This is a genomic window from Terrimonas rubra, from assembly GCF_042686025.1.
GTDB lineage: Bacteria > Bacteroidota > Bacteroidia > Chitinophagales > Chitinophagaceae > Terrimonas > Terrimonas rubra.
In genome coordinates this window covers 1,318,305-1,334,976 of the sequence record NZ_JBHUOZ010000001.1, presented here as the reverse complement: position 1 = coordinate 1,334,976, position 16,672 = coordinate 1,318,305, and the positions used below count along the sequence as shown (strand labels likewise).

The window sequence follows — 16,672 nt, the reverse complement described above, 5'->3', positions numbered from 1 at the left end:
AAACCGATCTTTAATGATTGTCGTATGCTGAACGAAAGAATGACGCAGGGGAACACAGTCGTGTAAAGGGGCATGAGACCCCGGATTAAGAGTAAACATATGGCAATAAAAAAATCGTTATAGTATGACTATAAAACTATAAGTGTTTTATAGACTAACTTTCCTGCACTGTCTGCTTTTTATTTTTAACCCTATGTATATTTATTAAGTCGCTGCAATTTTACAGGTATGGTTATGTATAATGCAACACAAAGTTTTTTCATTGCTCCCCTGATCACACCCAGGCTCCGTTATACTTTTTTGAATGTATTTTAATGATGCATGGCCTGGCTACTTTTTTGACAATTATCATTATATGTCCCACCCAATGGTTTTATTACTTAATAGCCCGGTATTATGGTTCCCATGCTTGTTTTAATCCCCAAATACCCGGCAAAGAGGCCTTTTTACCTGTATAATTTATTATTTGTTTATGTGCAGCCGAAAAAATATATTTGGAAAGCCGCCTTTAATGGATGCGTTCAGGATGCTAACGGCTTTTTAAAAAAATCAAAACAGCTTAACAACTATGAAGAAAATTGGAGTATTACATGGTAAGGAACGTTCTTTTCCCGAAGCATTTGTTGCCCGGGTAAATAGCAAAAATATTGATGGCATTATTGCCGAACCGGTGAGTATTAATAAAGCCATGCAGGGCGTTAGCAGTGGTTATGCTGTTATTATTGACCGTATTTCCCAGGATGTGCCGTTTTACCGTACCTGGTTAAAGAATGCTGCCGTTACAGGCACCGCCGTTATCAACAATCCTTTCTGGTGGAGCGCTGACGATAAATACTTTAATAACTGTTTAATGACCCAGGTAGGTGTACCGGTTCCTAAAACAGCGATCATCCCTTCACGCGATCTGCCGGACGATACGTCTAATGAATCATTCAGTAACCTGGCCTACCCCATGGACTGGGAAAGCATTTTTAATTATGTTGGTTTCCCGGCATATATGAAACCCTTTGCGGGGGGCGGCTGGAAACACGTTTACCGGTTGGACAGCGCCGATGATTTTTTCCGCAAACACAGCGAAACCGGGCAACTGGTTATGTTGTTACAGGAGGAAATTGTGTTTGAAGAATACTACCGTTGTTACTGCATCGGCGGCAAATACGTACGCATCATGCCCTATGAGCCACGCAACCCGCATCACCTGCGTTATGTGGCTGATTTTGCGCCTACGCCGGAGAAGTTACAAGAGATGACGGATATTGTTTTAAAAATAAACCGCTACCTGGGCTACGATTTTAATACCGTAGAACTGGCCGTACGTAATGGTGTGCCTTATGCCATTGATTTTTGTAACCCTGCGCCGGATGCAGAAAGAACCAGTGTAGGTGAAGAGAATTTTGAATGGGTGGTAGAGACCTCAGCCAATTATGCCATTGAAAAAGCGCTGGCACAGGTAGATGGCGTTGACAACCTCACCTGGGGCGATTATGTAAAACGTTCCAGCGCCAAAGCCCCATTACAGTAATTAGTTTATTGTTCATAGATCATGGTGCATGTGAATCATCTATGATCCATTAACCATGATCTATGAACCAACCATACATTGAACCGTAAACAAGCAGCTACCTGATATTTTAATAACACCATCAACTGTTATGACATTAAACTATAAAACTTTTACCGTAGGTGTAGAAGAGGAATACATGGTTTTAGATCCCGTGACGAAGGAATTGAAAAGTCATGAACAAAAAATTGTCCAGGAAGGACAAAAAGTGATCAAGGATAAAGTGAAAGCCGAGATGCACCAGGCTGTTGTGGAAGTGGGTACCGATATCTGCCAGGATGTGGATGAAGCATTCCGTGATGTATCGACCCTGCGTACCACCATTGCCGGCATTGCCGATAGCCTGGGACTGGCCATGGGCGCATCGGGTACACACCCGTTCAGCCATTGGGAAAGCCAGCTGATAACCGACCACGTGCGTTACAGCGAAATTGTAAACGAATTACAGGAGGCGGCACGCAGTAACTTAATTTTTGGTCTGCACGTACACGTAGGTATGGAAACCCGTGAAATGGCCAACCATATTGCCAACAGCACCCGTTATTTTTTACCACATATTTATGCCTTAAGTACTAACTCTCCTTTCTGGGAGGGACGGAGCACAGGCTATAAATCTTTCCGCACCAAAGTATTTGATAAATTTCCGCGTACCGGCATACCCGATGCATTTGAAAGCATAGAGGCTTATGACAACTATGTCAAGCTGCTGATCAAAACCAATTGTATTGATAATGCCAAAAAGATATGGTGGGACCTGAGGGTGCATCCTTTCTTTAATACGGTTGAGTTCCGCATCTGCGATATACCCATGACCGTGGATGAGACCATTGCGATGGCAGCATTATTTCAGGCCGTATGTGCACGCATCTATATGCTGCGCAGTAAAAACCTGAACTTTATGCAATACTCCCGCCCTTTACTGAACGAAAATAAATGGCGTGCCAGCCGCTATGGTATTGACGGTTATTTAATTGACTTTGGTAAAGAAGAAGAAGTAAATACCCGTGCGCTTATTTATGAATTATTAGATTTTATTGATCCCGTATTGGACCATCTTGGCAGCCGCCACCGGGTACAATACGTTCATAAGATATTGGAACATGGTACCGGCGCCGACAGGCAATTAGCCGTTTACGAACAAAGCCGCAACCTGAGCTCGGTTGTGGATTATGTAAGCAGCAACTTTTTAGCCGGGCTATAACGCTTTTGTTGATTGTTTGCTATGATTAAGGTAACCGGTGGTATGTTTATACTCCGGTTTTTTTATGTCTTATTATGTAACCGGCCACATTACTACTATCAGCTGTCGTTGCGTCGCACTCTTCAGCTGCAGGAATACTATTCAGCTTCTCAGCCGGGTCTTCCGCTCTAGACCCAGCCAGGAATAATTTAGCTTGTCCTTTTTTATAAATGGTAAATAACAATTTCCGGATAGTTTTACCTTAGTTATTCAATCAGCAAAGTCTTAGTCTTTTCTTATGCGTACAAGCATATACAATGGTACTGTATCGTTGTTGCTCCTGTGTATGTTTACACTGGCTGGAAAGCTGTATGCACAACAATATAATTTCTTTAACCTTTCTGTCAACGAAGGGTTAATACAATCACAGGCAGGCGGCATTACCCAGGATAAACAGGGCCATTTATGGATAAGTACCCAGGGGGGCGTTTCCCGTTACGACGGAAAACGATTTGTACATTTTACTACCAAGGAAGGACTGCCATCCAATATTGTCATTTCATTGGCCTGCGATAACAAAGGCAATATGTGGTTTGGTACTGACAAAGGGCTCTCTTTTTACAATGGAAAAAAATTTGTTACGGCTACTTTAAACCTGGAAGCCAGGGATAATATTGTAGGCCAGTTGGTTGCCGATTCAACAGGCAGCCTATACGCATTGGCAAGAGGTAAACTCTTTAAGCTGAACAATCATAAAGCGGAAAGAGTATTGCCAGCTGCGGACTCCTCCATTGTCATCACGGCCATAGGGGTACATCCTTCAGGAATATTATGGTGCGGCACATTGAACAAAGGTATTTTTATACTGGATAAAAAAGGATGGACTAATATTACCTTCACGGGTACAGACAAAAACAACTTAAGGGTAAGGCGCCTGCTGGTTAACCATGCAGGAGCAGTTATTCTTACCAACAAAGGCATCTATCGCAGCAACGGACAAAGCATTATCCCGGATACCTTATTGCAATCACAGGGCTGGGACGAAACAACCATTACGGCATTAGCCAATGATAAGCAGGGCAATCTATGGCTGGGCAGTGCCAGCGGCACATACCTGGTAAAACCTGACCGGACACTTATTTACTTTCAGAAAAAAAATGGTTTTACGGATGCACGCACACAGTTTATTTTTTGCGACAGGGAAAATAATACCTGGATCGCATCAGACGGGCAAGGCATTTTCCGGTATTCGGGTGACAGGTTTACTTTTTATAACGAAGCCAGCGGTTTACCCGATCCGGTTGCCATGTCACTGGTAAAAGACGGGCAAAGGATATGGATAGCCACATACGGAGGAGTGGTTAGTTTGGAGAAGGGTCGTATTACTCCTTATCCACAGATACCGGCAAATGGATTACAGGTTATGTCGGCCGCCATGGACGGGAACGGACGGTACTGGATAGGTACGTACCGGGGCGGTGCTTTGTATTATAATGGGAAACAATTTATTCCCTGTTATAATAACGAAGCGCTGGTAAATAAGGCTGCTATTGGTGAGCTGTTTACCGATGTTCATAAAAGATTATGGGTAGCGGCGTCAACCGGCTTTGGATATATAGAAAATTACAGGTACCAGCCTGTAAAAACCACAGGCATTACCTGGGGATTTGCGCCAGCTGGCGATGAGGTATTGGTAGCTACCGGCGAGGGTTTGTTTCTGATAAACAAAACAGACAGTATATACCCCGCCTCAAAACTTCCCCTTTTCAAAGAAAAACAGGTAACGGGTATGATGCAGGATAAGGATAAAAACTACTGGTTACAGACCAATGGTGATGGCATTCTTATCTGGAACAAAGAAAAAGATACCATCCTTACCACCATCACCAAAGAAGACGGCCTGCCCTCTAACGTTGTGTACAGTCTTTTCCGTGACAGTAAAGACAGGTATTGGGTGGGTACAGGTTATGGCCTGGCCGCTATTACCATAACAAAGGACCATCATATCCGGTCTGTTGAACGCTTTGGTAAATCGCAGGGAATGTTTGGTATGGAAGCCAATAAGAATGCTTTCCTGGAAACAGCCGATAGCGCTATCTATTATGGTACCACCAGTGGTGTTTTTGTATACCGTGAAAACAGTACAGTACCACCCGCCGGTGTACAGGAAGTGCTTTTGCAATCTGTCAACCTTTTTGGTAAACCCCTGCGGGACACAGGTTCAGTTAATAGCAACGACCAATGGTATACCATACCTGCTTCGCTTAACCTGACACATGATCAGCACAATCTTAGTTTTGATTTCATAGCCATCAATTTCGGAGCGGCAGATGATATCAGTTACCAGTATTACCTGCAAGGCAGCGATACAGGCTGGTCAGCCCCTTCCATGTATAACAGCGTTAGTTTCTCATCCTTGTCACCAGGTAAATATACTTTACTGCTAAGGGCCAGGGCCGGTAATGGCGAATGGTGTACTCCCCTCCACTATACATTTACCATCCACCCTCCTTTTTACGAGTCCGCCTGGTTCCGGGTATTGGCCATAGTAAGCCTGGTATTACTGGGTATCAGCATTCAATATTTCCGTATGCAATGGAAAAGAAAAAGAGCGGCTGACCTGGAAAAAGTAAAACAAGAAGAACAGCAACGGATGCGTATGAAAACAGCTGAAGACTTTCATGATGAAGTGGGGAATAAACTCACCCGGATAGGATTACTGGCCGGTGTATTGGAGAAAAAACTGGATAACAAAGAAGAAGAAACGATGGCATTAGCGATAGCCATTAAAGAAAATGCAGCGGCCTTATACACCGATGCCCGGGACATTATCTGGTCATTAAAACCCGACAGTGATAATTTACTGGAAGTGTTGGAACGTATAGAATACCTGTGTCACGACCTGTTTCAATATACAGGCATAAAGTTTTCCATGGATGGCCTTTTGCCTGAAATGAATACCGTTGAGCTTCCACCGGACTATAACCGCAATCTTATCATGATCGTAAAAGAAGCCATGAATAATATTATTAAACATGCGTCTGCCAAAGAAGTGCATATAAAAGCCATATACGATAAACCCATGCTTACCTTGCTGATGCAGGATGATGGTAAGGGCCTTGATGATAATGTTCCCGGCAGAGGAAGCGGCCTGGTAAATATGAAAAACCGGGCAGAAAGATTAAACGGGAGTTTTACGGTTGACAGCAAAATCAATCAAGGCACACAATTAACCGTTCGGATACCTTTAATAAATAAATATTAAAAACTATTAGCCTGTAAGGCGCTATTATTATGAAACAAATTTTTCTCTTGTTTTTATCAGGTTTACTCTTTACACAATGTGTGAGCAGGCATACACAAATGACAAAGGAAACTCAATCCGTTATACAACCGGATACCCTGCGGTATGTAGATGAAAACAGGAAAAGGGAAATACCGGTGGCCATTTATCAGCCCGTTGATAAACAGCAGGCTAACAATATCCCGGTTATCTTTAACCATGGGTATGGCGCCAACCAGGGTGGAGACTACCTTCTTTATTCTTACCTGACAGAATTTTTAGCCGCGAAAGGTTATTTTGTTATCAGTATCCAGCATGAATTACCTACCGATGAGTTGCTGCCCACAACCGGCAATATCCGTGAAACAAGGATGCCGAACTGGCAAAGAGGAGCTGAAAACATCTATTATGTACTGGATAAGATCAAGGCAACTTATCCTGCCCTCCATTATGATCAACTGGCAGTAATTGGCCATTCCAACGGTGGTGACATGGCAGCATTGTTCACACACCGGCATCCCGGGCTGGTGCATAAACTGATCACACTGGATAACCGGCGAATGCAATTACCCAGGACAAAAAAGCCACAGGTTTTCAGTTTACGATCCAATGACTATCCTGCCGATGAGCAGGTGTTACCCGGTGAAGCAGAAATCAAACAATATAATATGACGATCCAATTCACCAATATCAATCATAGTCATATGGATAATGATGCCAGTGAGGAAGAACGTAAGTATATAACAGGTAATATACTGTCATACCTGAAAAAATAAACCCGCTCAACAGCCTATACATGGATCAAAAAAATACAACCATATTACTGGTACTGATAGAGGATGATGCCACCATCCGGAAAAGTTATGAGTACCTTTTTGATGGCCAGGAGGAAATACAGGTTGTAAACACTTATTCTTCTATTGAAGCGGCAGCTCCAAACCTGGCCCAAGATGCACCGGATGTTATTTTGCTGGATATAACCCTGCCTGGTATATCAGGTGTGGATGCCATACCAGCCATTAAAAAATTATTACCCGGAGTACATATTGTAATGCTGACCGTTCATGAGCAGGAGGAGATTATTTTTAAAGCCCTGAATAACGGTGCGGCCGGTTATCTCACGAAGAATACACCCGCTGAAAGGATATTATTAGCTATTAAAGATGTGATCGCCTCCGGCGGGGCTATGAGCGCCAATGTAGCCAGGCTGGTAATGAACTCCTTTCGAAAGAATATAGATTCCCCTTTATCTAAAAGAGAAACCGAAGTACTCAAACATATAGCCGAAGGCAAAAGCAGGAAGTCCATTGCCGATGAACTGCATGTAGATGCCGAGACCATCAAAACACATATCAAAAATATCTACCACAAACTGGATGTACATTCAAAAGAAGAAGCCATCAGGGCTGCCAGGGAAAACAAGTTTATCTGACCAACCGCACTACCACCTTTCCACCGAAAACACGGTATGACCATTCATCCAAATCCCCCATAAAGGGGGATGTTTACTGCTACGCCTGATAATAGTTTTACATAAGGGACGATAGCTTGTTGCTATCTGTTCCTGCAGCCGAAATGTGCGACGCAAGGAACGATGCCAGTGGTACTACAGCTGGTAAACCTTTCATTCACATACCGGCAATAAAACGCTTTACCGTAAAACCTTATCATTATGTTGAAATATATTACCCTCCTTTGTTTTTTATTGTTAAGCAATTTCTTTACGTATGCTCAAAGCACCGGAAAGCTATCCGGACGTGTGGTAGACAATATGGGCAACGCCATTGACGGCGCTACCGTTTCCCTGTTAAGCGCTAAAGATTCTATATTGGTAAAAGCTGATTTTTCGAATAAGGAAGGCGGAATAGAGATGGAAGGGATCAAACAGGGAAAATATCTATTGCGTATTACCAATACGGGTTATGGCAAATACTTTTCGTCCCCCTTTAGTATTGATGATAAAAACAATGATATCCGGCTTAATAATATCACGTTGACAATTAGTACTGCCGCAATGGGCGAAGTTACTGTAGTATCACAAAAGCCTTTTATAGAACGTAAGCTGGACCGCATGGTGGTAAATGTAGAAAACAGTATTGTGGCGGCAGGTAATTCGGTGCTGGAAGTGTTGGAGCGTTCACCGGGTGTGGTGGTTAACCAGGAAAGCTCCATTAATATTAAAGGAAAGTCCGGGGTAATTGTGATGATAGATGGTAAACCTTCACCACTTTCCGGGGCCGACCTGATCACTTACCTGCGTGGCATTCCGGCATCTACCATTCAATCCATTGAAATCATTACCAGCCCCTCGGCCCGATACGATGCAGCCGGGAATGCCGGTATTATTAATATAAAATTTAAGAAAGACCAGCGACAGGGATTGAATGGCAGCCTGGCATTGAGTTACGGGCAGGGCCGTTATGCCAAACCCAATGCCAGTATTAACCTTAATTTCAGGAAAAAGAACTGGAATATTTTCGGATCACATTCTTATTCGCAGCCACAATTGTTTACTCGGTTTTATATTAACCGTAAATTTTTTGATGCCGACAGAAAGCCGGTATCCATATTTGACCAGACCTCCTTTATCAAACAACCCATCATGAGTAATAACAGCCGCGTGGGCGTAGATTATTACATGGGTAAGCAAACAATCATTGGAGCGATGTTCAATTTTAACTGGAATAAGAATGAAAGGGATGGCAGCACCAATTCGGTGATCACTTACCCTGATGGTGAAATTGATTACCTGACCAAAACGGCCATTCAGTTAAATGAAAAACGGTTTAACGGCTTTGGCAATTTTAATATTAAGCACAGTTTTGACAGTTCCGGCCGTGAACTGACTGCAGATATTGATTTCGGACGTTTCAGGGCCACTACCCGGCAGGATGTTTTTAACCAGAACGTTAATAAGGATGATGTATTACTAAACGATAACCGCCTGAATACGGATCAACGTGGTTTGATCACCGTAAAATCATTGAAAGCAGATTACATACATCCCTTTTCCAAAACCCTTAAACTGGAAGCCGGTATAAAATCAAGCCTGGTAGAGACGGATGCGGAAGTGAATTTTTATGATGTGGTTAACGGTAATGCGGAGTTTGACCCGGAGCGTTCCAATCATTTTTTGTATAAAGAGAATGTAAATGCTGCATATGCCATGCTCGCAAAAGAGTTTACTAAAACAGATATACAGGCTGGCTTGCGCATGGAACATACCAGCACTAGGGGCGACCAGATCACTACCGGTGAGCATTTTTCCCGTTCATATGTAAACTGGTTTCCCAGCCTTACCGTTAACCAGAAACTATCGGATCAACACCAGCTCTCCGTTTCCTATACCAGGCGCATTGACCGCCCGAGCTACCGGCAATTAAACCCCTTCCGCATATTTGTAGACCCTTATACTTATGTAGTAGGCGATCCGGCACTGAAACCCGTGTTCACCAATGCCTATGAGTTAAGCCATACGTTTAAAGGAAAATACATAACCACGCTTAACTTTTCGCGCAGTAAAGATGTGATCACCGATGTATTTGTACAGGACGATAATACCCGGATTTCTTACCAGGCACCGGCCAACCTGCAGGATTTTTATATTGTAAGCCTGGGTACTTTTATTCCGGTTACTATTAAAAAATGGATGAATGCCTCGCTAAGCGTCAATATGTTCTGGAACAAATATGAAAGTCCTTTCCAGGGCGGCAACCTTACCAATGACTTTTTCTCCTGGGATGCAAGATTAAATTCCTCTTTCCGCATGGGTGATAAAGGCTGGAGCGCAGAGCTGAACGGTTTTTACCAGGCAAAAAATGCATGGGGCCTGTTTGTTATCCGCAATATTGCACAGGCATCTGTCGGCATTCAAAAATTATCAAAGAACAGGAACTCCACTTTTAAACTGGCCCTTACTGATGTTTTTTATACCAACCGGGTAGCCGTGGTAGTGAATTACCAGAACATGGATTTCTTTACCGACCGTACCTGGGATTCAAGGGTACTAACACTTTCCTTTACACACCGTTTTGGTAAGAACACTGTAACCAAAGCAAGGCAACGTACTACGGGTGTAGAAGATGAAAAAAGAAGGGCCGGTTAAGTTAATGCGCTTCCGCATTCACATACAATTATAACCGTTTATCCATATCCCCCATAAGGGGGGATAAGTACTGAAATGCATTGCTCTACCTTGCTCCTGAATAAAAGTATAGAACATGAAAGTCGTTTATAGCATCATAAAGGTTACATTCATTGTAATAGTTTTCTTTGTAAGTAATCATAATCTTATCGCCCAGCAGAATGAGCGTGGTTCTGTCAGGTTGAAATTGGTGAATGAAAAACTGGAACCGGTATCGTCCGCCACCGTATCCTTATTACAGGCAAAAGATTCCCTGTTGAAAAAAACGGCCATCGCCAATGAATCGGGCATCGCAGAGATGGAAGGCCTGAAAACGGGCGAATATTTTGTCAGTGTTACTGCTGCGGGACTGAACATGTACTACTCTGCTTCCTTCCGGCTAACTGCCGAACACTTACACCACGATCTGTCCACCATTGTATTAACGGCTAAAACAACCCAGATGAATGAAGTGGTAGTGGCCGCTAAGAAACCTTTTATAGAAAGGCAACTGGATAAACTGGTAATAAATGTACAGAGCAGCATTACCGCTGCTGGTAGTTCGGCTTTCGAGGTTTTGGAAAAAGCCCCGGGTGTGGTGATTGACAATAACGATAATATCAGCATGAAAGGCCGACCGGGTGTTATGGTCATGATCAATGGTAAGCCTTCTGTCATCTCCGGCGCAGACCTGGGTAATTACCTGAGAGGGTTGCCGGCGAATGCCATTGAAAAAATAGAACTGATCAGTAACCCTTCTTCCCGTTATGATGCAGCCGGCAATTCGGGCATTATTAATATAGTAATGAAGAAAGACCAGCGGCTGGGTACTAACGGAACCCTTACCGCCAGTTATGGCCAGGGGCGTTATCCTAAAACAGGACAGGGTATCACTTTCAACCACCGTAATAAAAAGCTGAACCTCTTCGGCAATTATAATTTTGCCTATCGTAAAGCTTTTAGTCACCTGACCTTGTACCGGGAGTTTTTTAAAGATGGCCAACCCGACGGTGTATTTGACCAGGATAATTTCATCACTTTTCCTTTTAAAAATCATACTGCCCGTATAGGTGCCGACTATTCTTTATCGGATAAAACAATAGTAGGTATAGTATTAAACGGGGTGAGCAACCAGTTTCATTCCCGAGGAAATACCAATTCCAATGTATTGAATAACAATTATAACCTGGTGGGGGTAGACAAAAACTTCAGTTCCAATAAAGACCACTGGTTTAATTATGGCATCAACGCCAACCTGAAACATAAGTTCGACTCCCTGGGCAGTGAACTGAATGTGGATATAGATTATGCCCGTTTTGGCAATAATACCAACCAGGATTTCAGGACAGCGTTTTACGATAATAACCAGAACAAGATACAGGATGATTATATTTTACTGGGCGATATAGACGGTCATCTGAATATTCAATCAGTGAAAGCCGATTACATAAAAATGTTCCCTAAAAAAGCCAAGCTGGAATTGGGTGTAAAAAGCAGCCTGGTACGTGCCGATAATGACCTGGCCTATTATGATGCCAGTAGTGGCAGTCCTGTTTTTGACCCTAACCAAAGCAATCATTTTATTTACGATGAAAATATTAATGCAGCCTATCTTTCTTTCAGTAAGGAATTAAATCGTTTTAATTTCCAGGGAGGTTTAAGGGTGGAGCATACTGGTATTAAAGGTAACCAGCTGGCCACCAATCAAAAATTTGACAGCAGTTATGTCAACCTCTTTCCCAGTCTTTTTGTTAATTACAAACTGGCGCCTAAACATGAATTAGGGCTTTCGGTAAGCCGCCGGTTAAACCGCCCCAACTACCGGCAGTTAAACCCTTTTAAATTCTTTATCAATAATACCACCTATAGCGAAGGCAATCCTTATCTGCGTCCGCAATATACTTATTCCTTTGAGCTGTCGCATACCTATAACCAACGTATCACCACCACCCTTTTGTATTCCATTACCAAAGAAAATATAACGCAGGTTATTTTCCCTTCCGAAGAAGAAGATAAGATCACGATCCAGACCGATCGGAACCTGGCACAGTTTGAGTTTTACGGCATTAATATATCGGCGCCGATACAGGTTACTCCCTGGTGGAACAGTGTGAACAATGTGAATGTATATTACGGTTTGTATAAGGGTAATCTGGCCAACACGAACCTGCGCAACGGCAATGTAAACTTTAACATCAACACCAATAACAGTTTTACCATTGGTAAAAAAGGATATTCGGCCGAGTTGACCGGTGTTTATCGTGCAGCCGAAGTATATGGCTTTATGAAGGTGCGCCCGGTTGGTCAGCTGGCCATTGGTGCGCAAAAAACAATCTTAAAAGGTAAAGGCACGGTACGTTTCAATATCTCCGATATTTTTTATACCCAGGTTTCCCGTGCTACCACCAGTTTCAGGGATTATAGCGAAACTTTTAAAGTGGAAAGAGAATCCAGGGTGGCCACACTTTCTTTTACCTGGCGATTTGGCAATAACAAAGTTGCCGCTTCCAGGCGGAGAACCAGCGGCGCCGAAGAAGAAAGGCAGAGAGCAGCGAGTAATTAACCGGATCATGTTAATAAAGAAGTTCTCAGCTGAGTTTCCCGCGCAGGGGACTCAGTTTATATACATCATGGCCTAGCCAGATCAATATCCCCTAATTCAAAATAATTGAGTACCGGGTAAGTAGTATGCTGCCCGGTAATATAAAAGCCGCCAGAATTATGTTGTTACCCATATGGTGCATTTGTTCTCAGCTGAGTCTCCCGCAGGGGACTCAGCGTATAACATCATAATTTAGTCAAATCAATATCTCCTAATTCAAAATAATTGAGTACCGCATAAGTGGTATGATGCCCGGTAATATAAAAGCCGGCAGAACTATGTTGATATTCATACGGAGCATTAACCAGGCTCCACTTCCCTTTACACGGATTATCATGTATATAATTCAGCTTTTGTAATATAAAAACATTATTCCTGCACTCCTTCCAATCAAAAGAAGGCTCCCATATTTCATGTTTTTTATTGCGCTCCTTTTCTTTTCCGGAAACCGCCCCAGACAATTCAGATAAGAGTATGTCCTGCTTCATCTCCTGTAATCTGCTTACAATAGCATAGGCCATAAATCTTTTACCATTTCCAACTATCGTATTAAGCGACTTATTACAATTTTTGAAGGCAATCAGTACATGTACATGATTCGGCATAATCACATAGCCCAATATATAATGTCCCTGGTCTTTTAAATAATCAAACCAGTTATACACTATATCATATCCATTACAAATGGCGATCAGGGGCCTCCATTGATAGTTGGTAAAAGTTATAAAAAAGACACCTTCACTTTCAGGTATTTCTCTTTTGGTTGGCATAATTAAATTTACATCTTTCCGCGGTTATCAACGCCGGGTCCCCTGCGGGAGACCCAACTGAGAAACAAGGATGCAAATATTAAACAATGTATATATTTGATTAATAAAACAATCATACGAGTTCCTATCCAGATGAGCATTCACAATACTATACATGTTATTAACAGTTTTAATCTAAGTTCGGCAGGTATAATTGCTGATTTACAGCATACGATGAATGGCCTTGGCGAAGGCAGTATTATAAAATCTCTAACATCAGGTAAAGAATGGAAAGTAATAAAGAGAGTGATATTCAACCATACTACAGATATACAAAAAGTATTCGCAAGCGAATCGACAATAGTTTTTTATTTAAGTTTTGGCAATATGGAAAGCAAGCAAAAATCCAGGGAAGAGATTTTAGAACGAGAGCTGCAAAATATTTTTCAGTATCAACTTCATGCTATTGGAGAATATTCTAAACCTGAGCTAAATGATCTTCTGACTATAAATACTTAGGCGCTAAAAGCCTCCTGTGGAAGACTAGACTGAGAATATTTTTATACTTTCATTCATGTAATTATTATTTGATCAAAGCCATTTATTAAAACATTTAAGCATATGAAAAATATTCCAACCGTAGAATGCCAGATGATGATCCGTAAACCGGCCAGCGAGGTTTTCCAGGCATTTATTGACCCGGCCATTACGACTAAATTCTGGTTCACCAAATCAAGCGGTAAACTGGAAACAGGTAAAACCGTAAAATGGGAATGGGAGATGTATCATGTTTCTGATAATATAGAAGTGAAAACCATCGTACCTGATCAACAAATAACTATTGAATGGGGCAAGCCTGCGACAACTGTAGATTTTATTTTTACGGCGTTAAGTAATGATACTACTTATGTAGTTATTAAAAACTATGGGTTTCATGAAACCGGGGATGAATTACTGGCAGCGATCGGTAACAATACCGGCGGCTTTACAACGGTATTAGATGGGTTAAAAGCCTACCTGGAACATGGTATTGAATTGAACCTGGTGAGAGATAAGTTCCTTAAACTAAAAAGCTAGATGGTGACCATCCACCGTTTTCCTATCTTTATTCCCGAATTGTAAAGTATGAATAAACACTGCCGCATAACCGGTACAACAGTTTTCCTGTTATTGTTATTTTGCTGCAATACACTGATAGCACAACGAAAATGGAAGTACACAGACATCCCCGATCCAAAAGCTTCACCCAGCTGGAATTATGTCAGCAATCCCGACGGTATTCTCCATGATTCTATTGTAACAACCATCAATAATTCGTTGAAAGACCTGGAAAACAGTACCACCGACCAGGTAGCTGTAGTGGTAGTGAAAGATATTCAAAATGATAAAACACCAAAGGATTTTGCAACTTCCCTGTTCCGGCATTGGGGCATTGGTAAAAAAGATAAGAATAACGGTCTTCTCATATTATTGGTGGTAAATCAACGCCGCATGGAATTTGAAGTGGGCTATGGTCTAGAATCTACCTTAACCGATATTCTTACCAAACAGATCCAGGAACGCTATATGGTTCCTTATGCAAAAAGCGGGGATTATGATAATTGTGTTATTGCCGGGGTACAACAGGTAATTGCTGTTTTAAAACAGGAGGAACCCGTAAATGGTGATGCGGGATACGAAGCCCCATCCGCTCCCGATAACCATGTTATTCCTTATGCCGATACCTATAATAACAGTAGTACCCAAAAGATCAATACCGTACCGGTTTTACTGATCATCATTACCGTTTTATTCATTTATTTTATTGTTAAAAAACTTATCCTGGCAAAAGCCAGCCTCAATGAGAGTAACAGTTTCAGAACGCTTAGGTACCAGTTCACACAGTTTCTCATTAATGTAGTTTTTATTGTTGCAATTCTTCTGGGGTCCATATATGACAGGTTCTGGCAACTGGCCATTGCTGTCTACCTGATGTTCATGATCAAGCAACTGGTTAAAGTGCAGGCTATACTAAAACATAGCCGTTCGGCCCACCTGCTGTTTACTGACCGGGTAGAAACCTATAAAAATATACGCTTACATAAATTAACGGTACCAACCTTTTTACAATATATTTTCCCATTCCCCACTTTGTTGTTTCATAAACAAATTGCCGGTATCATTGAGCAGGTACGCAACCAGCCTGTTTATAGCAGCGATGGTAAACCTATGTCAAAACTGAACGAAGAAGCTGACGATGTTTACCTTAAGCCAAACCAGGTGTATGAAGAAGGAATGAACTCAGTTGACTATGACGTATGGAAAGCAGAACACGCTGATGAACAACAAATTTTTCGCTACGAATTATTCTCAAAATATGAAGCTTGCCCTAAATGTGATACGGTGGCTTATGACATGATATCGGACCGTACTATTTATGCCGCTACATATGATAGCAGCGGTGAAGGAGAAAAGACCTACCATTGTGGATACTGCCAATACGAAAATAAAGTACGTTATACCATACCTCGCAAACAGCGGTCCAGTTCCTCATCCGGCTCATCGGGCTCATCGGGTTCATCCGGTTCCGGGGGCAGCAGTTGGGGCGGCGGTAGTTCCGGAGGTGGCGGTAGCGGTAGTAGCTGGTAATCAATTTGCCCTATTGTTTATGAAAAGATACTACTCCAAATAAAAAATAGAAATTGACAAACAACCATACAGCACACTTCATTCAACAATTTAATGAAGAAGAACTCAAGGAAAAAGCAACTTTTGCCATCCTGCCATTAGATACCCGGATGGAAGACTGTTATATAAAGGCAAATAGAGAAGGGCTTGAATTATTTGCCATTCAATTATTAAAAGCATCCAGAAAAATTGACGATTCCATACAAGATGGCCCCGAAAGCATTATAATACTCAACCACGATGAACCGTGGATTGAAGACAATTCTCAAATATCTCTACAATATATACAGCCTGTTTTTGAAAAAGAGAAATTACCTGTAACGGAAAATAAGAAACCGAACATTGTAGATAAAATAATGCCAGTTGGTTGTATTGTTCTCTTTATTTTTTTGGTCATTGCAACTATCACGGGTATAGTTACCATATTCAGATGGCTTTAGAAAAAACCAGCTGCAAATAAAAGAACCACTTGCTTATTATACCTGTATCCCACAGGGGACTCAGCGC

At 42.0% G+C, this 16,672-nt stretch carries 12 protein-coding genes; 11 read left to right on the top strand and 1 reads right to left on the bottom strand.

Translation table 11 applies throughout. The annotated features are described in order from the left end of the window. Positions 1 to 568 precede the first annotated feature (568 nt). The 7 genes from ACFS6H_RS05670 (at position 569) to ACFS6H_RS05640 (ending at position 12,710) form a co-directional block, all read left to right on the top strand. The gene (locus ACFS6H_RS05670) at positions 569 to 1,522 is read left to right on the top strand and encodes an ATP-grasp domain-containing protein (protein ID WP_386096144.1); all 954 of its coding nucleotides are present in this window, start codon (positions 569 to 571) and stop codon (positions 1,520 to 1,522) included. 130 nt (positions 1,523 to 1,652) lie between these two features. After that, a complete protein-coding gene (locus ACFS6H_RS05665) occupies positions 1,653 to 2,762 on the top strand; it encodes a carboxylate-amine ligase (protein ID WP_386096142.1) in 1,110 nt (369 codons plus the stop codon). A gap of 277 nt (positions 2,763 to 3,039) precedes the next feature. Continuing rightward, complete coding sequence (locus tag ACFS6H_RS05660) at positions 3,040 to 6,006, top strand: ligand-binding sensor domain-containing protein (RefSeq protein ID WP_386096140.1); 2,967 nt, start codon at positions 3,040 to 3,042, stop codon at positions 6,004 to 6,006. A 29-nt stretch (positions 6,007 to 6,035) separates the two neighbouring features. Continuing rightward, on the top strand, positions 6,036 to 6,800 hold the full coding sequence (locus ACFS6H_RS05655; RefSeq protein WP_386096138.1) for a hypothetical protein: 765 nt from the start codon (positions 6,036 to 6,038) through the stop codon (positions 6,798 to 6,800). A gap of 20 nt (positions 6,801 to 6,820) precedes the next feature. Continuing rightward, on the top strand, positions 6,821 to 7,456 hold the full coding sequence (locus ACFS6H_RS05650) for a response regulator transcription factor (RefSeq protein ID WP_386096136.1): 636 nt from the start codon (positions 6,821 to 6,823) through the stop codon (positions 7,454 to 7,456). Between the two features lie 240 nt (positions 7,457 to 7,696). Continuing rightward, positions 7,697 to 10,129: a TonB-dependent receptor domain-containing protein gene (locus ACFS6H_RS05645; protein WP_386096134.1), complete on the top strand. Its 2,433-nt coding sequence runs from the start codon at positions 7,697 to 7,699 to the stop codon at positions 10,127 to 10,129. A 115-nt stretch (positions 10,130 to 10,244) separates the two neighbouring features. Beyond that, positions 10,245 to 12,710 carry a TonB-dependent receptor domain-containing protein gene (locus ACFS6H_RS05640; RefSeq protein ID WP_386096132.1) on the top strand — a complete coding sequence of 822 codons (2,466 nt, stop codon included), beginning with the start codon at positions 10,245 to 10,247 and terminating at the stop codon, positions 12,708 to 12,710. Between the two features lie 224 nt (positions 12,711 to 12,934). On the opposite strand, the gene ACFS6H_RS05635 is transcribed toward ACFS6H_RS05640, so the two are convergent. After that, positions 12,935 to 13,519: a transposase gene (locus ACFS6H_RS05635; RefSeq protein ID WP_386096130.1), complete on the bottom strand. Its 585-nt coding sequence runs from the start codon at positions 13,517 to 13,519 to the stop codon at positions 12,935 to 12,937. Between the two features lie 96 nt (positions 13,520 to 13,615). Between ACFS6H_RS05635 and ACFS6H_RS05630 the strand changes: the two genes are divergently transcribed. The 4 genes from ACFS6H_RS05630 to ACFS6H_RS05615 all read left to right on the top strand — a co-directional run bounded on the left by ACFS6H_RS05630 (position 13,616) and on the right by ACFS6H_RS05615 (position 16,605). After that, positions 13,616 to 14,017 carry a hypothetical protein gene (locus ACFS6H_RS05630; protein ID WP_386096128.1) on the top strand — a complete coding sequence of 134 codons (402 nt, stop codon included), beginning with the start codon at positions 13,616 to 13,618 and terminating at the stop codon, positions 14,015 to 14,017. A 102-nt stretch (positions 14,018 to 14,119) separates the two neighbouring features. Next, positions 14,120 to 14,575 (top strand): SRPBCC family protein, encoded by a 456-nt coding sequence (locus ACFS6H_RS05625; protein WP_386096126.1) that lies wholly within the window; start codon positions 14,120 to 14,122, stop codon positions 14,573 to 14,575. 48 nt (positions 14,576 to 14,623) lie between these two features. Beyond that, a complete protein-coding gene (locus ACFS6H_RS05620; RefSeq protein WP_386096124.1) occupies positions 14,624 to 16,126 on the top strand; it encodes a TPM domain-containing protein in 1,503 nt (500 codons plus the stop codon). Between the two features lie 53 nt (positions 16,127 to 16,179). Then, positions 16,180 to 16,605, top strand: a complete 426-nt coding sequence (locus tag ACFS6H_RS05615; protein WP_386096122.1) for a hypothetical protein — start codon at positions 16,180 to 16,182, stop codon at positions 16,603 to 16,605. Positions 16,606 to 16,672 lie beyond the last annotated feature (67 nt).

Coding starts and splice junctions, on each gene's coding strand:
- ACFS6H_RS05670 (WP_386096144.1), top strand. CDS start 569: ATGAAGAAAATTGGAGTATTACATGGTAAGGAACGTTCTTTTCCCGAA.
- ACFS6H_RS05665 (WP_386096142.1), top strand. CDS start 1,653: ATGACATTAAACTATAAAACTTTTACCGTAGGTGTAGAAGAGGAATAC.
- ACFS6H_RS05660 (WP_386096140.1), top strand. CDS start 3,040: ATGCGTACAAGCATATACAATGGTACTGTATCGTTGTTGCTCCTGTGT.
- ACFS6H_RS05655 (WP_386096138.1), top strand. CDS start 6,036: ATGAAACAAATTTTTCTCTTGTTTTTATCAGGTTTACTCTTTACACAA.
- ACFS6H_RS05650 (WP_386096136.1), top strand. CDS start 6,821: ATGGATCAAAAAAATACAACCATATTACTGGTACTGATAGAGGATGAT.
- ACFS6H_RS05645 (WP_386096134.1), top strand. CDS start 7,697: ATGTTGAAATATATTACCCTCCTTTGTTTTTTATTGTTAAGCAATTTC.
- ACFS6H_RS05640 (WP_386096132.1), top strand. CDS start 10,245: ATGAAAGTCGTTTATAGCATCATAAAGGTTACATTCATTGTAATAGTT.
- ACFS6H_RS05635 (WP_386096130.1), bottom strand. CDS start 13,519: ATGCCAACCAAAAGAGAAATACCTGAAAGTGAAGGTGTCTTTTTTATA.
- ACFS6H_RS05625 (WP_386096126.1), top strand. CDS start 14,120: ATGAAAAATATTCCAACCGTAGAATGCCAGATGATGATCCGTAAACCG.
- ACFS6H_RS05620 (WP_386096124.1), top strand. CDS start 14,624: ATGAATAAACACTGCCGCATAACCGGTACAACAGTTTTCCTGTTATTG.